The 26,508-nt window shown below is 47.3% G+C and carries 22 protein-coding genes, 8 tRNA genes, 2 rRNA genes and 1 other RNA gene; 32 read left to right on the top strand and 1 reads right to left on the bottom strand.

Going from position 1 to position 26,508, the window contains the following annotated elements; all coding sequences use genetic code 11:
• Window positions 1-16 precede the first annotated feature (16 nt).
• The 27 genes from MKY14_RS26770 to MKY14_RS26640 all read left to right on the top strand — a co-directional run bounded on the left by MKY14_RS26770 (window position 17) and on the right by MKY14_RS26640 (window position 20,099).
• Window positions 17-1,294, top strand: coding sequence for a radical SAM protein (locus MKY14_RS26770; RefSeq protein WP_340977734.1), 1,278 nt, complete (start codon window positions 17-19; stop codon window positions 1,292-1,294).
• A 121-nt stretch (window positions 1,295-1,415) separates the two neighbouring features.
• Window positions 1,416-1,613: a 50S ribosomal protein L31 gene (gene rpmE, locus MKY14_RS26765; RefSeq protein WP_036679927.1), complete on the top strand. Its 198-nt coding sequence runs from the start codon at window positions 1,416-1,418 to the stop codon at window positions 1,611-1,613.
• A 117-nt stretch (window positions 1,614-1,730) separates the two neighbouring features.
• An RNA gene (gene ffs, locus MKY14_RS26760) (signal recognition particle sRNA large type) lies at window positions 1,731-1,999 on the top strand.
• A gap of 137 nt (window positions 2,000-2,136) precedes the next feature.
• Window positions 2,137-3,906 (top strand): DNA polymerase III subunit gamma/tau, encoded by a 1,770-nt coding sequence (gene dnaX, locus MKY14_RS26755; protein WP_076187199.1) that lies wholly within the window; start codon window positions 2,137-2,139, stop codon window positions 3,904-3,906.
• A 47-nt stretch (window positions 3,907-3,953) separates the two neighbouring features.
• Window positions 3,954-4,265 carry a YbaB/EbfC family nucleoid-associated protein gene (locus MKY14_RS26750; RefSeq protein WP_036679924.1) on the top strand — a complete coding sequence of 104 codons (312 nt, stop codon included), beginning with the start codon at window positions 3,954-3,956 and terminating at the stop codon, window positions 4,263-4,265.
• Between the two features lie 38 nt (window positions 4,266-4,303).
• Window positions 4,304-4,903, top strand: a complete 600-nt coding sequence (gene recR, locus MKY14_RS26745; protein ID WP_036679922.1) for a recombination mediator RecR — start codon at window positions 4,304-4,306, stop codon at window positions 4,901-4,903.
• Between the two features lie 139 nt (window positions 4,904-5,042).
• Window positions 5,043-5,294 carry a DUF2508 family protein gene (locus MKY14_RS26740; RefSeq protein ID WP_076130375.1) on the top strand — a complete coding sequence of 84 codons (252 nt, stop codon included), beginning with the start codon at window positions 5,043-5,045 and terminating at the stop codon, window positions 5,292-5,294.
• A gap of 42 nt (window positions 5,295-5,336) precedes the next feature.
• Window positions 5,337-5,594 (top strand): pro-sigmaK processing inhibitor BofA family protein, encoded by a 258-nt coding sequence (locus MKY14_RS26735; protein WP_370510561.1) that lies wholly within the window; start codon window positions 5,337-5,339, stop codon window positions 5,592-5,594.
• Window positions 5,595-5,895: 301 nt separating this feature from the next.
• Window positions 5,896-7,453, top strand: a 16S ribosomal RNA gene (locus MKY14_RS26730).
• A gap of 232 nt (window positions 7,454-7,685) precedes the next feature.
• A 23S ribosomal RNA gene (locus MKY14_RS26725) occupies window positions 7,686-10,612 on the top strand.
• Together the 16S and 23S rRNA genes with 8 tRNA genes alongside form the textbook arrangement of a ribosomal RNA operon.
• A gap of 82 nt (window positions 10,613-10,694) precedes the next feature.
• Window positions 10,695-10,786, top strand: a tRNA-Ser gene (locus MKY14_RS26720).
• A 30-nt stretch (window positions 10,787-10,816) separates the two neighbouring features.
• Window positions 10,817-10,893 (top strand) — tRNA-Met (locus MKY14_RS26715).
• 8 nt (window positions 10,894-10,901) lie between these two features.
• Window positions 10,902-10,977: transfer RNA gene (locus MKY14_RS26710), tRNA-Val, on the top strand.
• Between the two features lie 31 nt (window positions 10,978-11,008).
• A tRNA-Thr gene (locus MKY14_RS26705) sits at window positions 11,009-11,084 on the top strand.
• A gap of 14 nt (window positions 11,085-11,098) precedes the next feature.
• Window positions 11,099-11,176, top strand: a tRNA-Asp gene (locus tag MKY14_RS26700).
• 62 nt (window positions 11,177-11,238) lie between these two features.
• Window positions 11,239-11,311 (top strand) — tRNA-Phe (locus tag MKY14_RS26695).
• Between the two features lie 8 nt (window positions 11,312-11,319).
• Window positions 11,320-11,405: transfer RNA gene (locus MKY14_RS26690), tRNA-Tyr, on the top strand.
• A gap of 5 nt (window positions 11,406-11,410) precedes the next feature.
• A tRNA-Lys gene (locus MKY14_RS26685) sits at window positions 11,411-11,483 on the top strand.
• 149 nt (window positions 11,484-11,632) lie between these two features.
• On the top strand, window positions 11,633-12,727 hold the full coding sequence (locus MKY14_RS26680) for a PucR family transcriptional regulator (protein ID WP_036687042.1): 1,095 nt from the start codon (window positions 11,633-11,635) through the stop codon (window positions 12,725-12,727).
• Window positions 12,728-12,838: 111 nt separating this feature from the next.
• Window positions 12,839-13,960, top strand: a complete 1,122-nt coding sequence (locus MKY14_RS26675) for an ABC transporter ATP-binding protein (protein ID WP_076126826.1) — start codon at window positions 12,839-12,841, stop codon at window positions 13,958-13,960.
• 210 nt (window positions 13,961-14,170) lie between these two features.
• Window positions 14,171-15,109, top strand: coding sequence for an HPr(Ser) kinase/phosphatase (gene hprK / locus MKY14_RS26670; RefSeq protein WP_036687047.1), 939 nt, complete (start codon window positions 14,171-14,173; stop codon window positions 15,107-15,109).
• Between the two features lie 12 nt (window positions 15,110-15,121).
• Window positions 15,122-16,153, top strand: coding sequence for a prolipoprotein diacylglyceryl transferase (gene lgt, locus MKY14_RS26665; RefSeq protein WP_076126827.1), 1,032 nt, complete (start codon window positions 15,122-15,124; stop codon window positions 16,151-16,153).
• A 5-nt stretch (window positions 16,154-16,158) separates the two neighbouring features.
• Window positions 16,159-16,815, top strand: a complete 657-nt coding sequence (ppaX, locus tag MKY14_RS26660) for a pyrophosphatase PpaX (protein WP_076126829.1) — start codon at window positions 16,159-16,161, stop codon at window positions 16,813-16,815.
• Window positions 16,812-17,321, top strand: coding sequence for an acyltransferase (locus MKY14_RS26655; RefSeq protein WP_170914218.1), 510 nt, complete (start codon window positions 16,812-16,814; stop codon window positions 17,319-17,321). Before ppaX ends, MKY14_RS26655 begins: the two co-directional genes overlap by 4 nt.
• A gap of 299 nt (window positions 17,322-17,620) precedes the next feature.
• Entirely contained in the window at window positions 17,621-18,004 is a 384-nt protein-coding gene (locus MKY14_RS26650) for an acyltransferase family protein (protein WP_340977732.1), read from the top strand.
• Window positions 17,952-18,830: an acyltransferase family protein gene (locus MKY14_RS26645; protein ID WP_340977730.1), complete on the top strand. Its 879-nt coding sequence runs from the start codon at window positions 17,952-17,954 to the stop codon at window positions 18,828-18,830. The genes MKY14_RS26650 and MKY14_RS26645 overlap by 53 nt, the downstream gene beginning before the upstream one ends.
• A gap of 111 nt (window positions 18,831-18,941) precedes the next feature.
• Entirely contained in the window at window positions 18,942-20,099 is a 1,158-nt protein-coding gene (locus MKY14_RS26640; RefSeq protein ID WP_340977729.1) for an acyltransferase, read from the top strand.
• Between the two features lie 70 nt (window positions 20,100-20,169).
• On the opposite strand, the gene gntK is transcribed toward MKY14_RS26640, so the two are convergent.
• On the bottom strand, window positions 20,170-21,699 hold the full coding sequence (gene gntK, locus MKY14_RS26635; protein WP_076186889.1) for a gluconokinase: 1,530 nt from the start codon (window positions 21,697-21,699) through the stop codon (window positions 20,170-20,172).
• Window positions 21,700-21,979: 280 nt separating this feature from the next.
• Here gntK and MKY14_RS26630 point away from each other — a divergent pair, with 280 nt between their 5' ends.
• The 5 genes from MKY14_RS26630 (at window position 21,980) to hisH (ending at window position 26,474) form a co-directional block, all read left to right on the top strand.
• On the top strand, window positions 21,980-23,197 hold the full coding sequence (locus MKY14_RS26630) for an ATP phosphoribosyltransferase regulatory subunit (protein ID WP_076282658.1): 1,218 nt from the start codon (window positions 21,980-21,982) through the stop codon (window positions 23,195-23,197).
• Window positions 23,198-23,266: 69 nt separating this feature from the next.
• A complete protein-coding gene (gene hisG, locus MKY14_RS26625) occupies window positions 23,267-23,905 on the top strand; it encodes an ATP phosphoribosyltransferase (protein ID WP_036687062.1) in 639 nt (212 codons plus the stop codon).
• Window positions 23,906-23,943: 38 nt separating this feature from the next.
• Window positions 23,944-25,254, top strand: a complete 1,311-nt coding sequence (gene hisD, locus MKY14_RS26620; protein ID WP_076126836.1) for a histidinol dehydrogenase — start codon at window positions 23,944-23,946, stop codon at window positions 25,252-25,254.
• Window positions 25,241-25,849 (top strand): imidazoleglycerol-phosphate dehydratase HisB, encoded by a 609-nt coding sequence (hisB, locus tag MKY14_RS26615; protein WP_036687073.1) that lies wholly within the window; start codon window positions 25,241-25,243, stop codon window positions 25,847-25,849. The genes hisD and hisB overlap by 14 nt, the downstream gene beginning before the upstream one ends.
• 1 nt (window position 25,850) lies before the next feature.
• Window positions 25,851-26,474, top strand: a complete 624-nt coding sequence (gene hisH, locus MKY14_RS26610) for an imidazole glycerol phosphate synthase subunit HisH (RefSeq protein ID WP_076126837.1) — start codon at window positions 25,851-25,853, stop codon at window positions 26,472-26,474.
• Window positions 26,475-26,508: the final 34 nt, after the last annotated feature.

Below are 26,508 nucleotides of genomic sequence, written 5' to 3'. Positions count from 1 at the left end.
ATAAGAGGAGACTAACATGTATTTGGTATATGCCGACGGGCAAGGAAACGTATATGATCATCCTGAACTGTACGGGCTAGCCCGTAGTGGGGATATGATTGTTGAAATGCTGGAGGAAGAATTAATTCGATTACCAGAAGGTGCTACGCTCGTGGGCTTGCCTAGTACACGTGCTGTGGGTATGAATCCTGAGACGGGTGAAATGATGTCTTTGCCGGAAGGTTCGCAGGCTGTCGGAGCGCTGCTGCCGCAAGGCTACACTCGTCTATGTCTTCCTGGTTATGTGAAGACAGATAAGTCTTATAAGCTTCCTCTGTTTGGGTATTCGGCTGTAGTGTGGAAGGATGGCGGGTTCTATGTTGCGGCAGACCCTACCGATAATCCAGAGAAATGGAATCCACTTAATTGTGACAAAGAAGATCTTGAAGTCAGTGTTGGTGAGATGACAGCCAAATATCCTGATAACCGCCTCTATGAGCATCTTTCTAACTGTGCGCTTGGCTATGAATGCCTGACTTCCTCCAATACCTTTTTAGGGCGTTGGGAGGGCGGTGTACCCGTCTCTTATTCATGTAATGCTGGATGTTTTGGTTGTATTTCTGAGCAACCTGATGATAGCGGCTTTGTATCTCCGCAGACTCGGATGAATTTCCGGCCTACGGTCAACGAAATTTCACAAGTTATGTTGGAGCATTTAAAGACGCCTGAATCGATTATCAGCTTTGGACAAGGCTGTGAAGGGGAACCTTCCACGCAGGCAAAACTTATTATAGAAGCTATTCGTGAAGTGCGCTCGATTACTGATATGGGCTATATCAATATCAACACCAATGCGGGATTAAGCGATCATATGCGAGGAATCGTTGATGCTGGGCTCGATTTGATGCGTGTCAGCACAATCAGTGCCCTTGATGACCATTATAATGCTTATTACAAACCACGCGGTTATACATTGGCCAATGTAGAAAAATCTTTGAAATACGCTGCTTCGCAGGGGGTTTACACATCGATCAATTATCTGATCTTCCCTGGAGTGACTGATCGCGAAGAAGAGATTGAAGCGATGCTGGAGTTTGTAAGACGTACTGATCTTAAGCTTATTCAGATGCGCAATCTAAACATTGACCCGGAGAGTTATTTAGAGTTGATTCCTCCTGCCCAGGGTGAAATCCTTGGGATGAAGACGATGCTTGATATTTTCCGCGATGAACTGCCGGATGTAGTTATAGGCTCTTATACACATGTGCCACCAGCAGATATGGCGCGGGCTAAGCGGCGGGGAATCAATATTTAAGCAGCTAAAATGTAAAAATGAAACATATTGCCCAATTTGATATTTCGTGCTAAAATACCACAGTGTAATCATATAACTCTGGGTCCGCATGAGGCTTAGGGCATGAGAGGTGAAATTCAAAATGCAAGAAGCAATTCAACCAAAGTATAATGTAACTAAGGTAACCTGCGCATGTGGCAACACTTTCGAAGCTGGCTCTGTTAAACAAGAGCTTCGTGTCGAAATTTGCTCCAACTGCCATCCGTTCTTCACTGGCAAGCAGAAGTTCTTGGATGCCGGCGGTCGCGTTGATAAATTTAAGAAGAAATATGGTATCTAATTTGAACAGTCGCTTTGCGGCTTAACGGTTAGATTGAGCCCCCAGTTGTATAGCTGAGGGGCTCATTTTATGTCTTGGAGTTGATTTTTGTCCGAGCGTGAGCTATACTTATCTTCGCCGTGCTAGACGGGGAGGTAGCGGTGCCCTGTAACTCGCAATCCGCTGTAGCGAGGTTGAATTCCTGTTAGAGGTGCTATCGATGTGAGGCCTTGGTTCCTACGGGCTGTGTTGACAGTTGGGTCCTCCGCAATGAGTGCTTATGAACCTGGTCAGGTCCGGAAGGAAGCAGCCATAAGTAAGATTACTCTTGTGCCGGAGGGTGGCCTAACTCGAGCAGTCATGTAGGGTTGCCGCTTGGATCGTAGCCATCAATAACAGGTGCACGGTTTATAATTCTGTTTATCATAGCATCTTTGCCACAAGCAAAGATGCTTTTTGTTTTTGGTCAATAGCCGATGAATATAGTATAATAAATTTGCGACAAATGCCGGGAAAGCGGCAGCTTAAGAGAGGGTAATGCATAGTGGAACATATCGCGCTGTACCGTGCTTGGCGGCCGCAGTCGTTTCAAGACATGGTTGGACAACAGCACATTATCCAAACGCTGCAGAACGCAATTCGTGAACAGCGGGTTTCGCATGCCTATCTGTTCAGCGGTCCGCGGGGAACTGGTAAGACAAGTGCTGCTAAAGTCTTAGCTAAAGCGGTTAACTGTGAACGTGGGCCAGGTCCGGAACCTTGTAACGAATGTCCATCCTGCCTGCGAATCGCTGCGGGTAATGTAATGGATGTGCAGGAAATAGATGCGGCATCAAACCGGGGCGTAGAGGAGATTCGTGATCTGCGTGAGAAGGTGAAGTATGCACCTACCGAGGTGCGCCGTAAAGTGTATATCATTGATGAAGTGCATATGCTGACGACAGAAGCTTTTAATGCTCTATTAAAGACTTTGGAGGAACCGCCGTCACATGCGATGTTTATTCTTGCGACAACGGAACCTCACAAATTGCCGGCGACAATAATTTCCCGTTGTCAGCGTTTTGACTTCCGTAGAGTGGCGTTAGAAGAACAGACCGCCCATCTGACTGCTATTTGTGAGAAGGAAGGGATTACAGCGGATAACAACGCATTGCAGTATATTGCCCGTCTATCTGATGGTGGTATGCGTGATGCATTGAGCTTGCTGGATCAGATTTCATCCTTTACAGATGGTAATGTTACGTACGAGCAAGTGTTAGGAATGACAGGAGGAATTCCCTCCGAGCAATTTGCACGTCTTGCCACTGCCATATTAGAAGGTGATATGGGTCTTCTTCTGGAGCTCGTTGAGCAGCTTATGCATGAAGGTAAAAGTGCAGATAAATGCCTAGAGAATCTCATGTATTATTTCCGTGATTTATTGATGATTAAGATGGTACCCGAGGCCGATCAATTAACAGAGCGGGTGCTGAATCCTGCTGAATTTAAAGATATGGCCACCGCATTTTCTCGGGAGCGTCTATTTCAGATTGTAGATACAATCAATAAATACCTAGGTGAAATGAAATACGCAACACATCCTCAGACACTGTTTGAAGTGGCGCTGATGAAGCTTTGCAGCTTGCAGCAAGAGGTAAGTCAGAGCGCCGCATTTGCTCCGTTAGGTGAAACAAATGCCGGAGTAAGCACGAATAATTCGAGCGTTGACTCTGGTGAACTGGATCTTCTCAAAAGACAGATCGCAGCACTGGAGAAGAAGCTGGAACAGGCAATGCAATCCGGTGGTATTTCCGGAGGAGGGCGTGATGGTGCTCCTGCACCGAAATCGCACGCGGTTCCAACACCACGGGTTTCCTCAGCCTCGAAAATGCCTCCTAACGTAGATAAGTTTATTGCTGGTAAGGATAGTCCCGATTTTGCAGCTATCTATAAACAGTGGAGCCTTGTCCTGCAGGGAGTAAAAGAGGAAAAGGTAACGGTTCATGCATGGTTTGTAGACGGTGAGCCAGTATCGATTATGGAGGATGCGGTACTTGTTGCATTCAAGAACACGATTCACCGCGATACTACTGAGAAGCCGGCAAACAGACAGGTTATTGAGAGTGTGCTTGCAGCGCGTCTAGGCAAACCTTATAGACTTGTAACCATGATGCTTCGTGACTGGAATGAAGCTGCCCAGAAGTCTGTGGGACAGACTGGCAAAGAAGAACTGCAATTGGAGCATGAACACGATACTGCAGAAGCTAAACCTGAACCTTGGATTGATGAGGCTATCCAGCTTTTTGGAGAAGACCTTGTTGTCATAAAAGAGTAATATAAACATACTAGCGCTAATTGCGCATTCCAAAGGAGAGACGATGTATGAATAATATGAACCAAATGATGAAGCAAGTTAAGAAAATGCAGGAGCAAATGCTTAAAGCTCAAGAGGAACTCGGAGGCAAGGTTATTGAGGGTTCATCAGGTGGCGGCGTAGTTACTGTTCAAGTAAACGGCCACAAAAAATTGCTGTCTATTCAAATTAAACCGGAAGCCGTTGATCCGGAAGATGTTGAAATGCTGCAAGATCTTGTAATCACTGCTGTAAATGATGCATTGACTCAAGCTGAAGAGCTTGCTAACAATGACATGGGTAAATTCACTGGTGGAATGAAGATCCCAGGCTTGTTCTAATAGCCCACTCCACTTCAGTCTAAAGGAGAATTATTAATTTGTATTATCCCGAACCGCTAGCTAAGCTGATCGATGCTTTTACGCGTTTGCCCGGGATTGGACCGAAGACAGCCGCCCGGTTAGCTTTTCATGTGCTTAACATGAAAGAGGATGAAGTCATTGATTTTGCAAAAGCGCTAGTAAGCGTCAAACGCAATCTTCACTATTGCTCGGTCTGCTGTAATATTACGGATACGGACCCATGTAAGATATGTCAGGACAAAACTAGAGATCCTTCAGTGATATGTGTGATTCAAGACTCTAAGGATTTGGTGGCTATAGAACGAACCAAGGAGTTTAATGGATATTACCATGTTCTTCAGGGTGCTATTTCACCTATGGAAGGTATCGGCCCTGATGATATTCGCCTGAAAGAATTATTGACCCGTCTGAGTGATGAGAGAGTAAGTGAGCTTATAATGGCGACTAACCCCAACATTGAGGGAGAAGCAACGGCGATGTACATTTCTCGTCTTGTTCGTCCGTTTGAGATTAAAATCACCAGGATAGCTCATGGCTTGCCTGTAGGTGGCGATCTTGAATACGCTGATGAAGTTACTTTGTCCAAAGCGTTGGAAGGCCGTCGCGAGCTATTCTAGCAGCTCTATAGTGGTATTTTTCAAAAAGGAAGCCCTCGGGTTTCCTTTTTTTTTTGTTCTAAGTTTGTCCCTATCCCGATATGAATGAGAATAACGAGATGTGTATTTTGCATCAGAATTATTCTGAGGAGGAATTGAAATGGGATGGTGGAGAGAGCTGTGGTGGGGAGTGGATAAGGAACAAGGCGCAAAGGAAAGTGAGGGATGGGAAACCCTCTTAGAGGTCCGTAAGGCGCATTCAGAGTGGGAGAGGGCGTACCTGATGTTCGACGAGGCGTTGGGACAGGATCAGATAGATTACGCGATATATATTTTGGAGGCTGCAGAACGTAAATATCAGATACATCTCAAACATGCAAAAAGCTTGGGGTTGAACAGCAGTCAAATATAAGGGCTTATAAATAAATGTATAAGGGGGATCTACATGCTTAGAATGATAGCTATGGGCGTATTGATATTATCCGTTATCTTATTAGGTTTAGTTGTATTTAGAAAAAAGCTGGGTTTTGGGTGGCTAAGTTTATTTGGGGTTCATTTGGTATTGGCTGCACTCGGGATATATGTAGTGAACTTCTCAGGTTTGCTCACGCAGGTGTATATCCCTTTGAACCCTGCAACTATAGGCGCAGTAACGGTTCTTGGGCTTCCTGGCGTGGTTATGTTACTCGGATTAAGAATAATTTTATTTTAATGCTTGACGTGGCTTTGAAAAATATGATACATTAAGTCTCGCCCGTTTGGACAAGCTGTTGATTAACAACTTGCTGAAATGGTCAAGCAAAAAAAGAAATTAAAAAAATGCTTGACGAAAACAAAGGCGCTGTGATATATTATAAAGGTCGCTGCTGACAAGCAACGACGACGAAAGATGAGACATTGATCTTTGAAAACTGAACAACGAGTGAGTGGGAAATCACGCAAGTGAAATCCAAATTAGAGAATTAATTTTCTCGTCAGATGTTTCAAAATGAGCATATCGCTCTTTTCAATACTAATTGGAGAGTTTGATCCTGGCTCAGGACGAACGCTGGCGGCGTGCCTAATACATGCAAGTCGAGCGGAGTTATTTTGAAAGCTTGCTTTCAAAATAACTTAGCGGCGGACGGGTGAGTAACACGTAGGCAACCTGCCCTTCAGACTGGGATAACTACCGGAAACGGTAGCTAATACCGGATAATTTCTTTTTTCTCCTGAGAGAAGAATGAAAGACGGAGCAATCTGTCACTGAGGGATGGGCCTGCGGCGCATTAGCTAGTTGGTGGGGTAACGGCCCACCAAGGCGACGATGCGTAGCCGACCTGAGAGGGTGAACGGCCACACTGGGACTGAGACACGGCCCAGACTCCTACGGGAGGCAGCAGTAGGGAATCTTCCGCAATGGGCGAAAGCCTGACGGAGCAACGCCGCGTGAGTGATGAAGGTTTTCGGATCGTAAAGCTCTGTTGCCAGGGAAGAACGTCCGGTAGAGTAACTGCTATCGGAGTGACGGTACCTGAGAAGAAAGCCCCGGCTAACTACGTGCCAGCAGCCGCGGTAATACGTAGGGGGCAAGCGTTGTCCGGAATTATTGGGCGTAAAGCGCGCGCAGGCGGCTATTTAAGTCTGGTGTTTAAACCTTGGGCTCAACCTGAGGTCGCACTGGAAACTGGGTGGCTTGAGTACAGAAGAGGAAAGTGGAATTCCACGTGTAGCGGTGAAATGCGTAGATATGTGGAGGAACACCAGTGGCGAAGGCGACTTTCTGGGCTGTAACTGACGCTGAGGCGCGAAAGCGTGGGGAGCAAACAGGATTAGATACCCTGGTAGTCCACGCCGTAAACGATGAGTGCTAGGTGTTAGGGGTTTCGATACCCTTGGTGCCGAAGTTAACACAGTAAGCACTCCGCCTGGGGAGTACGGTCGCAAGACTGAAACTCAAAGGAATTGACGGGGACCCGCACAAGCAGTGGAGTATGTGGTTTAATTCGAAGCAACGCGAAGAACCTTACCAGGTCTTGACATCCCTCTGAATCTGCTAGAGATAGCAGCGGCCTTCGGGACAGAGGAGACAGGTGGTGCATGGTTGTCGTCAGCTCGTGTCGTGAGATGTTGGGTTAAGTCCCGCAACGAGCGCAACCCTTAACTTTAGTTGCCAGCAGGTAATGCTGGGCACTCTAGAGTGACTGCCGGTGACAAACCGGAGGAAGGTGGGGATGACGTCAAATCATCATGCCCCTTATGACCTGGGCTACACACGTACTACAATGGCCGGTACAACGGGAAGCGAAGCCGCGAGGTGGAGCCAATCCCATCAAAGCCGGTCTCAGTTCGGATTGCAGGCTGCAACTCGCCTGCATGAAGTCGGAATTGCTAGTAATCGCGGATCAGCATGCCGCGGTGAATACGTTCCCGGGTCTTGTACACACCGCCCGTCACACCACGAGAGTTTACAACACCCGAAGTCGGTGGGGTAACCCGCAAGGGAGCCAGCCGCCGAAGGTGGGGTAGATGATTGGGGTGAAGTCGTAACAAGGTAGCCGTATCGGAAGGTGCGGCTGGATCACCTCCTTTCTATGGAGAATCGTTCTCTGCAATGAGAACATTCAAATCGGAAGCTCAGCTTCCAAAACTCAGGTTTAGGCCTGTTACTCACTCGTTGCTCAGTTTTGAGAGTTTAAGCTCTCAAGTAAGACTTGATCCTTGAAAACTGGATACCGAAACGAATTTGCGTTTTAGAACATCTTTTAGCAACTTGTGTAAACAAGTAAATGTTATTAGTGAGATTTTTCTTCGGAAGAATCAAGGTTAAGCTAATAAGAGCACACGGAGGATGCCTAGGCGCCAGGAGCCGACGAAGGACGTGGCGAACAACGAAACTGCCTCGGGGAGCTGTAAGCAAGCTTTGATCCGGGGGTGTCCGAATGGGGAAACCCAGCTGTGGTAATTCGCAGTTACTCATTTCTGAATACATAGGAAATGTAGAGGCAGACCAGGGGAACTGAAACATCTAAGTACCCTGAGGAAGAGAAAACAATAGTGATTCCGTCAGTAGCGGCGAGCGAACGCGGAACAGCCTAAACCTAAGAGCTTGCTCTTAGGGGTTGTGGGACGTCTCACATGGAGTTACAAAGGAATATGGTAGGTGAAGAGGTCTGGAAAGGCCCGCGATAGAGGTAAAAGCCCTGTAACCTAAACTGTATTCTCTCCGAGACGGATCCCGAGTAGTGCGGGGCACGTGAAACCCCGTATGAATCCAGCAGGACCATCTGCTAAGGCTAAATACTACCTGGCGACCGATAGTGAAACAGTACCGTGAGGGAAAGGTGAAAAGCACCCCGGAAGGGGAGTGAAATAGAACCTGAAACCGTGTGCTTACAAAAAGTCAGAGCCCTATTAATGGGTGATGGCGTGCCTTTTGTAGAATGAACCGGCGAGTTACGTTTAACATGCAAGGTTAAGCCGAGAAGGTGGAGCCGCAGCGAAAGCGAGTCTGAATAGGGCGAATTAGTATGTGGACGTAGACCCGAAACCGTGTGATCTACCCCTGTCCAGGGTGAAGGTGCGGTAACACGCACTGGAGGCCCGAACCCACGTACGTTGAAAAGTGCGGGGATGAGGTGGGGGTAGCGGAGAAATTCCAATCGAACTCGGAGATAGCTGGTTCTCCCCGAAATAGCTTTAGGGCTAGCCTCGGTATAAGAGTAGTGGAGGTAGAGCACTGATTGGGTGCGGGGTCCGCAAGGATTACCAAGCTCAGTCAAACTCCGAATGCCATATACTTATTGCCGGGAGTCAGACAGTGAGTGCTAAGATCCATTGTCAAAAGGGAAACAGCCCAGACCATCAGCTAAGGTCCCCAAGTGTGTGTTAAGTGGGAAAGGATGTGGAGTTGCACAGACAACCAGGATGTTGGCTTAGAAGCAGCCACCATTGAAAGAGTGCGTAATAGCTCACTGGTCGAGTGACTCTGCGCCGAAAATGTAACGGGGCTAAACACACCACCGAAGCTATGGCTAGATACGTATGTATCTGGGGTAGGGGAGCGTTGTGTAGGGGTTGAAGGTGTACTGAAAAGAGCGCTGGACACTACACAAGTGAGAATGCCGGTATGAGTAACGAAAAGATCAGTGAGAATCTGATCCGCCGAAAGCCCAAGGTTTCCTGAGGAAGGCTCGTCCGCTCAGGGTAAGTCGGGACCTAAGGCGAGGCCGAAAGGCGTAGTCGAAGGACAACAGTTTGAAATTACTGTACCACCGTAATCCGCTATGAGCGATGGGGTGACGCAGGAGGGTAGTGACGCGGACTGATGGATGTCCGTCTAAGCAGTGAGGCTGATGTGTAGGCAAATCCGCACATCGTTAAGGCTGGGCTGTGATGGGGAGCGAAAATTGTAGTAGCGAAGGTCATGATCTCACACTGCCAAGAAAAGCCTCTAGCCAGGAGAAGGTGCCCGTACCGCAAACCGACACAGGTAGGCGAGAAGAGAATTCTAAGGCGCGCGGAAGAACTCTCGTTAAGGAACTCGGCAAAATGACCCCGTAACTTCGGGAGAAGGGGTGCCCCGGTAGTGTGAATAGCACGAGGGGGCCGCAGTGAAAAGGCCCAAGCGACTGTTTAGCAAAAACACAGGTCTGTGCGAAGCCGCAAGGCGAAGTATACGGGCTGACGCCTGCCCGGTGCTGGAAGGTTAAGGGGAGTGGTTAGGGGTAACCCGAAGCTATGAACCGAAGCCCCAGTAAACGGCGGCCGTAACTATAACGGTCCTAAGGTAGCGAAATTCCTTGTCAGGTAAATTCTGACCCGCACGAATGGCGTAACGACTTGGGCGCTGTCTCAACGAGAGATCCGGTGAAATTTTAATACCTGTGAAGATGCAGGTTACCCGCGACAAGACGGAAAGACCCCATGGAGCTTTACTGCAGCTTGATATTGAATTTGGGTACGATCTGTACAGGATAGGTGGGAGCCGTAGAAATCGGAGCGCAAGCTTCGGTGGAGGCGCCGTTGGGATACCACCCTGATCGTATCTAGGTTCTAACCTAGTACCCTTACCGGGTACGGGGACCGTGTCAGGCGGGCAGTTTGACTGGGGCGGTCGCCTCCTAAAGAGTAACGGAGGCGTTCCAAGGTTCCCTCAGAATGGTTGGAAATCATTCGCAGAGTGCAAAGGCATAAGGGAGCTTGACTGCGAGACCTACAAGTCGAGCAGGGACGAAAGTCGGACTTAGTGATCCGGTGGTACCGCATGGAAGGGCCATCGCTCAACGGATAAAAGCTACCCTGGGGATAACAGGCTTATCTCCCCCAAGAGTCCACATCGACGGGGAGGTTTGGCACCTCGATGTCGGCTCATCGCATCCTGGGGCTGAAGTAGGTCCCAAGGGTTGGGCTGTTCGCCCATTAAAGCGGTACGCGAGCTGGGTTCAGAACGTCGTGAGACAGTTCGGTCCCTATCTGTCGTGGGCGCAGGAAATTTGAGAGGAGCTGTCCTTAGTACGAGAGGACCGGGATGGACGTACCGCTGGTGCACCAGTTGTTCCGCCAGGAGCATGGCTGGGTAGCTACGTACGGACGGGATAAGCGCTGAAAGCATCTAAGCGTGAAGCCCCCCTCAAGATGAGATTTCCCAATTAGTAAGACCCCTTGAAGACGACGAGGTAGATAGGTTGGAGGTGGAAGTGCAGCAATGCATGGAGCTGACCAATACTAATCGGTCGAGGGCTTATCCTATACTTAGAATGCAAATTCGTTTCGGATTCAGTTTTCAGGGAGTCAAATTCCTGTTTGGATTGCTGTGGTACTGATATCGTTTGGAGAGATACCCAAGTGGCTATAAGGGGACCCTCTGCTAAGGGGTTAGACTGCGTAAGCGGTGCGTGGGTTCGAATCCCACTCTCTCCGCCATTTTCAATCCATAGCAATACTAATTATTGTGGCGGTGTAGCTCAGCTGGCTAGAGCGTACGGTTCATACCCGTGAGGTCGGGGGTTCGATCCCCTTCGCCGCTACCATAATACCTGGAGGCTTAGCTCAGCTGGGAGAGCATCTGCCTTACAAGCAGAGGGTCGGGGGTTCGATCCCCTCAGCCTCCACCATTTTCATCTTTTAGAATTGCTTTTACACCGTGCCGGTGTAGCTCAACTGGTAGAGCAACTGACTTGTAATCAGTAGGTTGGGGGTTCAAGTCCTCTCGCCGGCACCATTTTTAATTAATGCGGAACCGTGGTGTAGTTGGCCTAACATGCCTGCCTGTCACGCAGGAGACCGCGGGTTCGAATCCCGTCGGTTCCGCCATTTTTTCCACAAAATGAGTGGGAAGTGTAAGACTTTTCCGCTTAATTGTCATGTAATCTTATGGCTCGGTAGCTCAGTCGGTAGAGCAGAGGACTGAAAATCCTCGTGTCGGCGGTTCGATTCCGTCCCGAGCCACCTTTTTTGGGGGATTAGCGAAGTGGCCAAACGCATCAGACTGTAAATCTGCTCACGTACGTGTTCGGTGGTTCGAATCCATCATCCCCCACCATTTATGAGCCATTAGCTCAGTTGGTAGAGCACCTGACTTTTAATCAGGGTGTCGAAGGTTCGAGTCCTTCATGGCTCATCCCAAACAGAAAGTCATCACCTTAGGGTGGTGGCTTTTTTTGTGTTTTTATGTCGTATTATAGTAGCGCGCTGCTGTAGTGATTAACATAATATTAGAGAATATGCTAAAATAGGCGAAAAGAGCAAAAGTGGTGGAGTATGGTGACTATGGATAGCGAAACATTGCGAAAAAAGTTAGAGCAGCTCACCGGAAAGAAAACCGGAATCAAGCAGTTAGGGAGGCAACATTCAGCTTCTCTTTTTAGCCTGGGATTGGAAGCACAAGAACAGCCGGTAATCCATGAAGGTCATCTTTGGGCACCATTATATGAGACTGATGGACGTGTAACCGCTGTCTGGGTGGAATTGGATGGACTTAACTCTTTGGAAATACAATTAGTGAATTATGCAGTTCGAAACTTTGCAATTGCACTAAAAGCTACTGGGGTTAGAGAAGAAGGGGAAGCGGAGGCTCGGCAGCTGGGTACCTGGTTGAACACCGAACTGGAGCAAGAGAAAAATGACTCTGAGATACCCGATGAGATGGCTCTAAAGGGACGTTTATTCGGAGATATGGTTCCATTCCTACTTAGCAGTGAGAATGCACATAGCCCGCAGATCACTTATCGTTCCTTAATGAAGCTGCTGCGCAGCTATTTTGAGAATGAAATTCTGCTTATACCTCTTCAAGAAAAAGAATGGTTAATATTGGCCCGGAAGGAACTACTCACGGGCGGAGATGATAAGGATGAGGAAGAAGAGAGTGTAGATGAAATTCTGGCTCAGACCAGTATGGGCTTGCACGAACTGATAGCTAGCGAATGGGTAGGTGTATTCCATTTGGCTGTAGCTCCGGCTATCGTTCCTGTTAAGGGATTGACGGGATCCGTGGCCTTGCTGAGGGAGACTATTGTACTCGGACGTATTTTCCAAGTGGGTGAATATATTCATTTACCTTGGGAGCTGCATTTGGAACGTTTGGTTAACAGCATTCCTGATGCACGGCGTAAACAGTTACTTGGACAGATTGGCGACTATTCTTCCGTATTATCGGATAAAGAGATGCTGATGACCCTGGAGACGTTTTTTGAGATGGATTGTAATGTAAGTGAAACAGCCAAGAAGTTATATATTCATCGCAACACGCTTTTATACCGTCTGGACAAGATAAAACAGGAGACGGGTGCCGATGTGCGTAGCTTTGGGGACGCTGCTATTGTGAAGCTTACTATGCTTTTGTATAAAGTGACGAAAAGGAAATAGGTTTTTTGTGAACGTTGCAAATAGCCACCGTGTCCCGTCTAGGGTAATATAAATGTACAAGGAAAAAAGAATTTTTCAATTAATCAATAATTAACTCGAGGGGGAAATACAATGGCAGGCGTACGTTTAGAGCATATTTTCAAAAAATACCCGGGTTCAGATAAAGCAACAGTAATGGATATCAATCTTGATATTAAAGATAAGGAATTTCTAGTATTGGTTGGACCATCCGGTTGCGGTAAATCCACAACTTTGCGTATGATCGCTGGTCTGGAAGAAATCTCCGAAGGTAAAATGTACATTGGCGATCGTGTAGTCAACGACGTTGCACCTAAAGACCGCGATATCGCGATGGTATTCCAATCCTACGCCCTGTATCCGCATATGAGCGTATACCAAAACATGGCTTTCGGTTTGAAACTTCGTAAAGTGAAAAAAGATGAAATCGACAAGAAAGTACGTGAAGCTGCTAGAATTCTCGATATCGAGCATTTGCTAGATCGTAAACCAAAAGCACTTTCCGGTGGTCAACGCCAACGTGTCGCTTTGGGACGCGCTATCGTACGTGATCCACAAGTCTTCTTGATGGATGAGCCTCTTTCCAACTTGGATGCTAAACTTCGTGGTCAAATGCGCGCTGAAATCACTAAACTGGTTAAACGCCTTGAAACCACTTGTATCTACGTAACGCATGACCAAACAGAAGCTATGACAATGGGTGACCGTATCGTAGTTATGTATGATGGTATCATTCAACAAGCTGCTTCCCCTGAAGAGTTGTACAATGAACCAACTAACCTGTTCGTAGCTGGATTTATCGGATCCCCTACAATGAACTTTATCAATGGTACTTTGTCCGAAGCAAACGGTTCTATCCGTTTCCGCGCTGAGAACCTTGATGTTGAAGTACCAGGCGGAAAAGCTCAAATCATCCGCAGCAAAGGCTACATTGGCAAAGAAGTAATTATGGGCGTTCGTCCAGAAGATATCCATGAAGAGCCAGTATTCTTGGAAGCTTCCCCGAACACAATCTTTACTTCATTGGTTGATGTAACTGAAAACCTTGGTCACGAAATGCTCCTTTACTTGAGCGGCCTTGGTAAATCTACTGTAATCGCTCGTGTAGATGGACGTTCCACTACTCGCGAAGGCAGCAAGCCAAAATTGGCTATCGATATGAACAAAGTTCACTTCTTCGATAAAGAATCCGAAGTTAACATTCTGTTGGGATAAGATCGCAGGATCTTTTCTCTCTTGATAAAGCCACCCGAAAGGGTGGCTTTATTGTTTAATTAGGGTCGTAATGGATAGGCGTTAAGATTGCATTCACAAGCGTTATCAATTAAGATAGCAGGAGAATTACCTCCGGAATTGTAATGAGATCGCTGTCAACCGGACGCAGTAAGCGGACATATACCGCAGGTGACGAAAGGACGAATTTACATGGCTAAGAAAGTAAAAGTATCTGAATTGGTACAACATTTTCAATTAGAGGTTATTTCCGGCCAGGAAGGTCTAAAACGACCTATTACGGTCGATGACCTGAATCGCCCTGGACTAGAGATTGCTGGTTATTTCGAATATTATCCGGAAGAACGTGTTCAATTATTAGGTAAGACAGAACTCGCATTCTTCTCCATGCTGCCTGAAGCTGAACGTAAAAGTAGGCTTCGTGGAATCTGTAATGACAATACCCCTTGTATCGTAATTACCCGTAGTTTGGATGTGCCACAGGAGTTAATTGATATAAGTAATGAAAAGGGACTTCCTGTGCTTCGTAGCTCGATGGCTACGACTATTTTCTCCAGCCGTTTGACGAGCTTCTTAGAAGGGAGATTAGCCCCTACAGCAACGATTCATGGTGTACTCTGTGATGTATATGGTGTAGGTATGCTGATTACTGGTAGTAGTGGTATTGGTAAGAGTGAGACAGCCCTTGAACTTGTAAAACGTGGACATAGACTGATCGCTGATGATGCCGTGGAAATCCGCCAGACTTCAGATAACCAGCTGCATGGTACAGCCCCTGAGTTGATCCGTCACTTGTTGGAAATTCGCGGAGTAGGTATCATTAACGTAATGACACTTTTTGGTGCGGGTGCTATCCGTAATCATAAACGGATTACACTTGTCGTTAGATTAGAGGCTTGGCAGCAAGACAAGCAGTATGACCGGCTTGGACTTGATGAGGAAACAACGCGGATTATTGATACCGATGTTCCACTTGTAACCATTCCTGTACGTCCAGGACGTAACCTTGCCGTTATTATTGAGGTTGCTGCGATGAACTATCGCCTGAAGCAAATGGGCTTTAATGCAGCCCTGCAGTTTACGAATAAGTTAACTGCGACCATATCTGAGGATATGGACGATCTCGATTAGGAGTGTGAGACAATGTTCCCATTAGCAATAGATCCTATTGTATTCTCAATTGGATCACTGCCTGTACACTGGTACGGGTTAATACTAGGGGTCGGTGCACTCGCGGGATTATTTCTTGCGATCCGCGAGGGCAAACGGTTCGGAATCCCGCAAGAATTCTTTATGGATATGCTGCTACTGGGTGTACCCTCGGCAATTATAGGGGCACGGATTTATTTTGTAGCTTTTAAATGGGACGATTATAAGCATAATCTGATAGACGTCTTTAAGATCTGGAATGGCGGCATCGCCATTTACGGCGCATTAATAGGAGCGATTATTTGCGGAATTATTTATTTCCGTTATAAGGGTTACCCTTTCTGGCGTATTGTTGATATTTGTGCACCTGGACTACTGGCGGGTCAAATGATTGGCCGCTGGGGAAACTTTGTCAACCAAGAGGCATACGGCAGCGTAGTTGAGGAATCTTTTTTACGGGATAAACTGCATTTACCTGACTTCATCGTTAATCAAATGTACATAGGAGATGCTTTTCATCATCCGACCTTCCTGTATGAATCTCTTTGGAGCTTACTAGGGATTGCGTTATTGATGGTTCTCCGTCGTCAGAAGTTTGTACGTGCTGGAGAAATCTTCATGTCTTACTTTATATGGTATTCCATCGGTCGGTTCTTCATCGAGGCTGTGCGTACTGACAGTTTAGCTTTTAACGGAAGTGCAGGACTGGCTTCGTTTATAAACGGCTTATGGAGTCCGATGGAATGGTTAGGTTTTGAACAAGGATATCTGGATCCTGCCTATGGTAATATTCGTATTTCTCAGCTGCTTTCTCTACTTATTATTGTGGCAGCTATATTGCTGATCGTTATTCGCAGAGTAACCGGAGAGCCTAAAGCACATTATTCTGACCCTATCGTATGTACTAAACCGATCCAAGCAGATACTGTAGTGCCAGAAAGCGCAGTAAATACACCGCAGAAAACTCGTCAAGGAACACAACCTGAGCAAGGACAGCCAGCGGATGGAGATAAGAAGGAGCAGTAAAACTTATGATAGAATGCGTTCTTTTTGATCTGGATGGAACGATTGTCGATACGAATGAGCTAATCATTAGTTCATTTATGTACGCGCTGAAGGACAATGGTCTGGCTCCACTGACCAGAGAAGAGATAATTCCGCATATGGGAACAACCCTTCAGCAACAGATGAGAGTATTCTCTGGACTAGAGGATGTAAATGGTACGTTAGAAAAGTCCTATCGTTCTTATAATAATGAGCATCATGATGAGTTAGTGCGTTCCTTTCCGCTTGTAAAGGAGACCATTGAGGAGCTCTCGCGTCGTGGGATCAAACTTGGGATTGTAACTACTAAGATCCGTCCAACAACGATCAAGACCCTGGAAAGGTTCGATTTACTTAAGTACATGGATACGATTGTGACTGTGAACGATGTTACTGAACCAAAGCCACATCCGGAGCCCGTACTGACAGCGGTCCACAACCTTGGTGTTGATCCTCGCAAAACCTTAATGATAGGTGACAGTGCAGTTGATATTCAATCAGCCAAAGCTGCCGGTGTATACGCTGCTGGAGTATCTTGGTCTTTGAAGGGCGAGGATACGCTCCGCAAGTATGATCCGGACTTTATCATCCATAACATGAAGGATATTATAGAAATTATGGAGCGAGGAACGAATGAATCGTGAGAAACGTAACCCGTTATCCAGTAGAAGGTCATAACTCACTTTGGTATATTTACCGTACGGTCAGCCCTTGGAAGGGTGTCCGCAACTTTATTTTTATTCAGATTGCCCGCTATTGTCCGATTCTACCGTTAAAGAATTGGATCTATCGACGGATGCTGGGGATGAAGGTTGGTAAACACACAGCTTTTGGTCTTATGGCAATGGTGGATGTGTTTTTTCCGGAGAAAATAACGGTAGGTGAGAATTCTATTATTGGTTATAACACGACGATTCTGGCGCATGAGTATCTGATCAAGGAATATCGTCTGGGCGAAGTGGTGATCGGTGAAAATGTATTGATCGGCGCGAATACAACGATTCTTCCCGGTGTAACCATTGGAGATTGGGCAGTTATAGCTGCTGGCTCCGTGGTGCACAAAAATGTGGCGGCTGGCTCTTTTGTCGGAGGCAATCCTCTGCGAGAGCTGCGCCCCTCTTCAACGGAAGAACATGCGGAACAAGTGTAAACGATGCTTTTTTAACCCTGCAGTTACATATTGCGTTTTTTTAGCGCAGGTTCTGCAGGGTTTCTTGCGTCTTAGAGAAGATTATTAAGGAAACTTTAAGTTCTTCTTAAGTTTTTAGAACAGATACATTCGATATAATTAGCGTTAGTGATAAGGATAAGGCGAATCCCACGCTAGGCATTCAGCTTCAAATATCAGAATGTAAAATCAGCAGGTGCAGGCTTCCTGGTATTTTCAGTTTCCACATTCCGCTTAGCGTCTCTATGAACAACCATCATAGTAGAGAAGAGGAATATAATATGAACACTGCGAGACAGGAAAGGCTGCCCCAGCTGGATATTTTCAGAGCATTAGCGATCTTAGGCGTATTGCATGTGCATTCCTCATCTTTTGCCGCTGGAGAGCAGGCACTGCATTCCCCTTATTATTACTGGCTGAATTGGATCAACATTTTCTTTAAATTCGGTACGCCCTCATTTATTTTTCTGAGCAGCTTTGTATTGTTTTATAATTATTATGGGCGTCCTGTGACACGCAGCTTGATTATTAATTTCTACCGTCGTCGATTAAAGTATATTTTATTACCTTATCTGCTAGCCTCTATGGGCTATTACGCACTAACCTTATATTGTGAACGGACGATTGACCCAGAACCTCGGTGGCAACCTGTACAGCTTTATTAGAGCGTTATTCTCAGGTTCCGCATATGCGCATTTGTATTTTGTATTTATCAGCATTCAGTTTTATTTGCTTTTTCCAGTACTGCTTAAGCTACTCCAGAGTTCCCGCTTTTTAATTAAATGGGCGGTTCCGCTCGGATTGGCACTTCAGTGGGGGTTTATTTTCTGGAATAAATACGAACTGCACATTGTTGAAAAAGGGAGCCTGGCGATCTCTTATCTGGCTTATTATATGATGGGTGCTTATATCGCAATTCACTTTGAGAAGGTGAAGACTTGGCTGATGAAGCCATGGAGGGAGCTAACTGCCAGGCAAAAAGGATGGACTGCCCTGTTAGTGAGCGGGTGGTTAATTGCAGCCTTTATCCATGTGCAGCTATGGTATGTGGCCCGCCATTTTGGGGTGTGGACGGATTCGCTGTGGTACGAGCTATTATGGAATGTCCATACGATGTTATCAGCATTGGTTCTGTTGTATGCTACATTCCTGATCTATCGTAAGGCCTCTCGCGGGATTGTTGCTTTTTTAACACGTTTGGGTGAACTCTCATTTGCGATATATTTGATTCATCCGCTATTGCTGGCGGTATATCGCAGGTTCCGATATCAGATTCCCCTAGAGTCGCTAACATATGTTTTGTTCATCTACGGAGGGCTTGTGGTCGCACTGGGAGGGAGCTGGCTTATTGTGCAGTTTGCTTTCCGGCGAGTTCTGGGTTCATGGATTATTTTTGGAAGCGTGCCTCGCTCTTTGGAATCCAGTCCGCAGGAAAAGTCAGGTTATATCCCTGAGGAACGGGCAAAGGGGTTCGTGCAGCAGGAGAAATAGCGTTAGAAGAAGGTCTGATACACGCACACGCTTAAACGTGGGGAAGTAGCCTTCATAATATTTGATTAAAAAGGCATCACTTCGATGCGGAGCTTAACAGGAGGAAAGATTATGAGACAAAAAGAAAGAATTCCGCAGCTGGATATTTTTCGGGCGATTGCTATTTTTGCAGTGCTGGCTATTCATGCTACTTCACGAACGTTGGCGGAGACACTAGGTACAAACATGTTTCATCCGTTCTTATTTATTAATAAATTCAGCCAGTTCGCCGTACCTTCATTCATATTTTTGAGTGGGTTCGTGCTCTTCTATAACTATATTGACCGTCCGCTGGGTGGCAAAACGCTAGGAAAGTTCTACACTAGAAGGCTGCTTTATATTATTGTGCCTTATGTAGTATTTTCACTGCTGTATTTTGCGTTAAAAATGAATGCCGGGAATACTTGGGGCTTACCTCCGGGGGAGATGGCTTCTAAGCTATGGAAGTATTTATGGACAGGAACGGCATATACGCATCTGTATTATATTATTATCATTATTCAGTTTTACGTGTTATTTCCGCTCATTTTGTGGTGTTTGCAAAAGGTTCGTCATCTGGCGGCTTGGGCGCCGCTGATCGGGTTATTACTACAGTGGGGTTTTGTGTTGCTGAATAAATACATGACCAATCACGGGTATTGGCAGTTATCCAAGGGGAGTCTGGCGATCACTTATTTCTCGTATTTCCTGCTGGGTGCTGGGATTGCAGTGTATTACTCTTCTTTGAAAAAATGGTTAGTGCCTTCACGTGAAGGCTGGCGCGCCGGTAAAGGTCCGGTTTGGATTACGTTGTGGTTGTTATGGATTGTAGCAGGGGTTGTTCATGTTGACCTATGGTTTAATAATTACACGAAAAAAACTGTCATCAACAGCTTATGGTATGAGGGTTTCTCTAATCTACATGCGCTGCTCTCTTGTGTGGTGCTGTTGCAAATCTCCTTCTTGCTCTATGGAGTGGGTCGTAGCTTGCTGACAAGACTTTTGGTATCCGTAGGAGCATGCTCCTTCGGGATTTATTTATTGCACCCTATGCTGCTGTATTTCTATAGAAAATTACCGTTTCACGGGGGTTCTCTTGCGTACATCGCAGCGATTGTAGGAGGATGGCTTGTTGCGCTGCTGGTTTCATGGCTGGCAGTGGCTCTCGTCTTCCGGTATGTGCCTGCGTCTTGGATTATTTTCGGATCAGGCGCACAAAAGAAAGCAAAAACAGGCTCCATAAGCGCATAGTCTACTGCTAGGTAATATAAAAGCGCCGGTCTCCCGTATATGCGGGTTGACCGGCGCTTTTATTTTTTGTCTATTCTCCAGCTTGTTCCCGCTGAAACTCCGCAATAGCTTGATACTGGCTTTCCAGACTACGGTAGACGGAAATATAAATCGGCAGCAGCTGCTTGTACACTTTGGTATGTTCATCAATCGGATCATGCTGGTAAGTTGAACCGATCATGTCGAATACAACATCGAAGGAGTCCACGCGGCCCGTTGCGTAAAGACCAAGCACTACTGCTCCGAGGCAGGAGCTTTCAATACTCTCCGGAATGATGACCTCTTGATCAAAAATATCAGACATCATCTGCCGCCAGACTGAGGAACGGGCGAAGCCGCCTGTAGCCAGAATTTTGCTAGGACGCCCGATTTGCTCTTCCATAGCCAGCAGAACCATATACATATTGAAGATTACGCCTTCTAGTACCGAGCGAATCATATGCTCCTTATGGTGATTCATCGAAAGGCCGAAGAAGGAGCCACGAGCATCAGGATTCCACAGCGGTGCCCGTTCACCAGTTAAGTAAGGATGGAATAGAAGACCACCGCTACCTGCCGGAACTTGTTCCGCGATGCGCGTTAGAACCTCGTAAGGGTCAATGCCAAGACGTTTGGCGGTTTCGACTTCAGAAGCAGCGAACTCATCCCGTACCCAGCGGAACAGCATACCGCCGTTATTAACGGGCCCTCCGATCACCCAATGTTTTGGGGTTAAGTTATAACAGAAGGTCCGTCCTTTAGGGTCGGTAAGCGGGTGATCCACTACGGTGCGAATCGCTCCGCTTGTTCCAATCGTTGCGGCCACTACACCGGGTTTAATCGCGCCTACGCCAAGGTTGGACAAGACGCCATCACTGGCTCCTACGACAAAAGGTGTAGTCGGGAGCAGTAACAGCTCCTCTGCTAGACCGGGAAGCAGGCCTTGCATGATCTCTGTGGTGGGAACAAGCCGTGAGAGTTGATCTGGTGAAATATGGGCTATCTCCAGGGCCTCTTTATCCCACTCCAAAAGTTCAAGGTTGAGCATGCCTGTAGAAGAGGCAATGGAATGATCGATGATGTATTCGCCGAACAGCCGAGCGAATATGTATTCTTTTATAGAAATGAATTTATAGGTTTGTTGAAACAACTGAGGCTGCTCTTCCCGAAGCCACATTAGCTTGGTAATCGGTGACATAGGATGAATAGGCGTTCCTGTGCGCAAATACAACTCATGTCCGTTGAACTCGTTCTTCAGGCGAAGTGCAGATCCGGCACTACGGTTGTCAGCCCAAGTGATGCAGGCAGTAAGTGGTTTACCCAGCTGATCAATTGCAATGACACTGTGCATGGCTGAACTGAAGGAGACGAATAGGATCTTATCTGGAGTTACGGCGCTTTGCCGCATGACATTAGAGAGGGTATGAAAGACTGCACGTAGGATTTGCTCTGGGTCCTGCTCCGCTATAGAAGGGGAGGGTTGATGCAAGGGATAACCCATATTCGCTTGTGCAACTATGGCTCCATTCTCCTCGAAGAGAACTGCCTTTGTACTTGTAGTACCAATATCAACGCCAATCATATAGGATTTAGTCAAGCGTTAGCCCTTCTTTCTAGGTGAAAGTATATTTTTAGAACACCAATTACAAAATTATGAAGTACAATCGTATTAGCTCATTATAGTATTCGATAAGCGGGGAGGCAAAAATAAAGAAAATGCCAAACGCTCGACTAAGGGTTTGATTGACGAAAAAGCAGTGAACATGATACGATATTGAAAATACTTTAATTTGCTACCACTTTACCATAGTAAAGTAAACATAAACAGTATCTAATGATAACTGACGAGGTGAACAATGAAGATGTCCAAACCAAAGGGATTTGAGAAGCCGTCTGGCGTTCGGGACTATCTGCCCCGGGCCGTAACGAAATTGCGCAAAATTGAGAATGATGTACTGCATTGCATGAGTCGCTGGGGATATCAGCAAATGATGACTCCAACGTTGGAATATTACGATACAGTTGGCGTGGCTAGCTCTACGTCGGACCAGAAGCTCTATAAATTACTTAACAATCGTGGTCAGGCTTTGGTGCTTCGATCAGAAATGACTGCCCCGGTTGCCCGTGTTGTTGCCTCTCTATTGAAGGATGAGCCACTGCCATTGCGTCTGTCATATCACGCGAATGTATTCCGTGCCATTGAGGAAGAAGCGGGGCGGGAAGCGGAGTTCTTCCAGACAGGTGTAGAGCTGGTAGGTGATGATTCACCTGAGGCCGATGCGGAGGTAGTGGCGCTTGCTATTTCTTCGCTGCAAGCCGCGGGTGTGAAGTCTTTTAAGATCGCTATGGGGCATGTAGGCTTTCTGAATGGGTTATTTCAAGAGGTACTTCCTGAACTGCCCGAGGCTCAAGAGGAGCTGAAAAGTCATTTGCTGGGCCGTGACTATGTTTCTTTCCGGGAGACTTTACAGCGGCTGGATCTTACAGAAGCGCAGAAGAACGAACTGGATGGGCTGCTGCGTCTGCGCGGAGGCAAGGAGATTTGTGGACAGGCGCTAGAGCTGAGCAATCATCCGCTCGCGCGTCATTCGATTGATCATTTGTGCAAGGTGTGGGAGGTGCTGGTCTCTTACGGCGTATCACAGCATGTACTGATTGATCTGACGATGATCGGGGACTTTTCCTATTATACAGGCATGACTTTTGAAGGTTATGCAGCGGAGTTAGGATTTCCGGTATGCAGTGGTGGTAGATACGACAATCTGCTGCAACAGTTTGGGCGTCCGATCCCATCCACAGGATTTTCCTTAAAAACGAATCGCATCCTGGATGGTGTAACTGGAGTGGTCGAAGAGGAAGAGCTGCCTATTTTGATCCAATATGATGCGATTCGCAGAAAAGAAGGCTTGGAAGAGGCAACACGCCTGCGGTCAGAGGGTCATGCAGTCGTTACTAGACTTGCTGCAGGTCCAGAAGAGCTTGAAACGGTGAAGCGTTTGGATACGGACACGGTTGAAGCAGAGGGTGTACGGTACGGTGAGATCTATACATTCGTATCTTTTGTAAGTGAGCATGGCTGAGGATATCGTTAGTACAAAAAGCGATTAACATAAATTTTGCATGGAGATGGAAAAGGAGGCAACTTAACAATGGCACAGATATTGAAGGTGGCTATGCCAAAAGGCCGGATTTACGAAAAGGCTGCTGAGCTGTTCCGCCAGGCAGGTCTTCCGATTCCACCGGACGGTGAGGCATCACGCAAGCTTGTTATTCCGCTGCCTGAGGCAGGGATGGAGTTTATATTGGCGAAACCAGTAGATGTACCTACATATGTAGAATATGGCGTGGCGGATATTGGGATCGTGGGCAAGGATGTTTTGCTGGAGGAAGATCGTGATGTATACGAGCTGCTTGATCTTGGCATTGCCCGCTGCCGGATGTCGATCATCGGATTGCCGAACTGGCAGCCGGGAATTCAGCAGCGTGTAGCGACGAAATATCCGAATGTAGCTTCAAGGTATTTTAGGGAGCAGGGCCAACAGGTCGAGGTAGTGAAGCTAAATGGATCCATCGAGCTTGCACCACTGATTGGTCTGGCCGATCGTATTGTGGATATGGTAGAGACCGGGCAAACGCTGCGGGACAACGGATTAATCGAAATGAAGAGTATATTCGAAATTACAAGCCGCCTGGTGGCAAATCGTGTGAGCTATCGGATGAAAAATGAAGAGATACAGCAACTGTGTGACCGACTACAGGCAGTTATAGGGCAACCTAATTTGCGGTAGGTGGCAACAGATGTTAGGGGTAAAGGGAGGAACCAGCGATGAAGGTTGTGTCGAGCAAGGACTTTAAGCTAGAGCGGGAAGTGGAGTATGGTACGCCAGAGCAAAATCAGGCGGTAAAGGAAATTGTGGCCGCCATTAAAAAAGAAGGAGACACAGCGCTTCTTCGCTATACGGAGCAATTTGACCGGGTTGCACTTACGCCGAATCAACTGCGGGTAACGCCGGAAGAGCTTCAGGCAGCGTATGGCCGAGTAGAGCAATCTTTCGTATCTGCTATTCAAGCAGCTGCAGCCAATATCCGGGCGTTCCATGCCAGACAGAAACGGAATTCATGGATGGATTTGCAGCCGGATGGCACGATTCTGGGGCAGATTATTCGTCCGCTGAAGCGGGTAGGGGTATATGTACCTGGTGGCAAAGCAGCTTATCCCTCCTCGGTGCTGATGAACGTGATCCCAGCACAGATCGCGGGTGTGCCGGAGATCGTCATGGTGACTCCGCCATCCACCGGCGGCAAGGAAGGGATTGACCCTTATATCCTGGTTGCTGCCGCAGAAGCAGGTGTGAATGAAATCTACCGTGTGGGCGGAGCACAGGCGGTAGCTGCTTTGGCTTTTGGTACGGAGAGCATAGCGCCGGTAGATAAAATATGTGGGCCCGGCAACATATACGTTGCGCTGGCTAAACGCGAGGTATATGGCGCCGTGGATATCGACAGTATCGCGGGTCCAAGCGAAATTGTCGTGCTGGCAGATGAGACCGCTGAGCCGGCTTATGTCGCAGCGGATCTGCTCTCGCAGGCCGAGCATGACGAGATGGCCTCGGCGATTCTGGTCACGCCATCGCAGAGCCTGGCGGATAACGTGGCGGCCGAAGTGGAGCGTCAGCTGCAAGAGCTGCCGCGTCAGGCGATCGCCCGTTCTTCGGTAGAGAATTACGGCGCGATCATTGTTGTGGAATCTATGGAGGAAGGGATCTCCGTAGTGAATAGACTGGCACCAGAGCATCTGGAGATTGTTGTCGAAGATCCTATGGGCCTCGTAGGCAGCATTGAGAATGCTGGAGCCATCTTCCTGGGAGCGTATAGCTCCGAGCCCGTGGGTGATTATTTTGCCGGGCCAAATCATATTATCCCAACCAATGGGACCGCACGTTTCTCGTCACCAGTGGATGTGGATGATTTTATTAAAAAATCAAGTCTGATCTATTACAGTAAGGAAGCACTCTTGCGTGATGGGAAGACCATTATAGAGCTGGCACGTCGCGAAGGCTTAGAAGGCCACGCACGAGCCATTGAGATTCGACTCAAGAACGAAGGAAAAGGTGGAGACGGATATGGAGAACAATAACGAACAGGCCCTGCGCCAAGCTGGATTAAGCCGTAAAACAAACGAGACGGATATAAAGTTGTCTCTTAACGTAGATGGAAGTGGAGTTTCAGAGCTGGAGACGGATGTTCCTTTTCTGAATCATATGTTGGATCTGTTCACGAAGCACGGACAATTTGACCTGTCTGTACAGGCGCGTGGAGACATCGAGATTGATGACCACCACACGGTTGAAGACATTGGGATCTGCCTAGGGCAGGCACTGCACGAAGCACTGGGTGATAAAAAAGGAATCAAACGTTATGCGAGTGTTTTTGTACCGATGGATGAGGCGTTGGCGCAGGTTGTGATCGATATCAGCAATCGCCCGCACTTTGAATATCGTGCAACCTATCCTTCACAGCAGGTGGGCAGCTTTTCGACGGAGCTTGTTCAGGAGTTCCTGTGGAAGTTCGCGCTCGAAGCACGGATTACGTTACATGTTATCGTACACTACGGTTCTAACACACACCACATGATTGAGGCTGTATTCAAAGCGCTTGGACGGGCGCTGGATGAGGCAACATTGATTGATCCCCGTGTGAAGGGTGTGCCTTCTACGAAGGGAGTGCTGTAGGATGACTGTTGCAATCGTCGATTATGGCATGGGCAACCTGCACAGTGTGAGTAAGGCGGTAGAACGTCTCGGTTATGAGTGTGTAGTGACGGGTGATGCCGAGCAAATTCTCGCTGCTGATAGTGTCATTCTGCCAGGTGTCGGTGCATTTGGCGATGCGATGGGGCATCTGCGGGAGAATGGTTTGGATCTTGTCGTCAAACAGGTAGCCGCTGGAGAGCAGCCTCTGCTTGGGATCTGTCTTGGTATGCAGCTGTTGTTTAGCACCGGTGAAGAGCATGGCAGCCATGAGGGGTTAGATATTCTCTCGGGTTCAGTGGTGCGGTTCGCTCCTAGAGATGGCTATAAGGTGCCGCATATGGGGTGGAACAAGCTTAGCTTTAGACAGCCGGAGAATCCGCTTTTTGTTGGCCTTGAGGAGGGGCATGTGTATTTTGTCCACTCTTATCACGCGCTTGTAGCAAAAGAGAGTGATCTGCTGGCTGTCACGGATTATGGTTACCCAGTCACGGCTATTGTCGGGCAAGATAATGTGTTCGGTATGCAGTTCCATCCGGAAAAAAGCGGAGAGCTGGGAATCAAGCTGTTGGGTAATTTTTTGAAGATTAAGAGAGAGCGGGCGTAAGTCACGCTATAAATATAATGGAACGAAAGTGGGG

It is taken from the genome of Paenibacillus sp. FSL R5-0887, assembly GCF_038002305.1.
GTDB lineage: Bacteria > Bacillota > Bacilli > Paenibacillales > Paenibacillaceae > Paenibacillus_AQ > Paenibacillus_AQ odorifer.
This window is presented reverse-complemented; position numbering and strand designations above follow the sequence as displayed.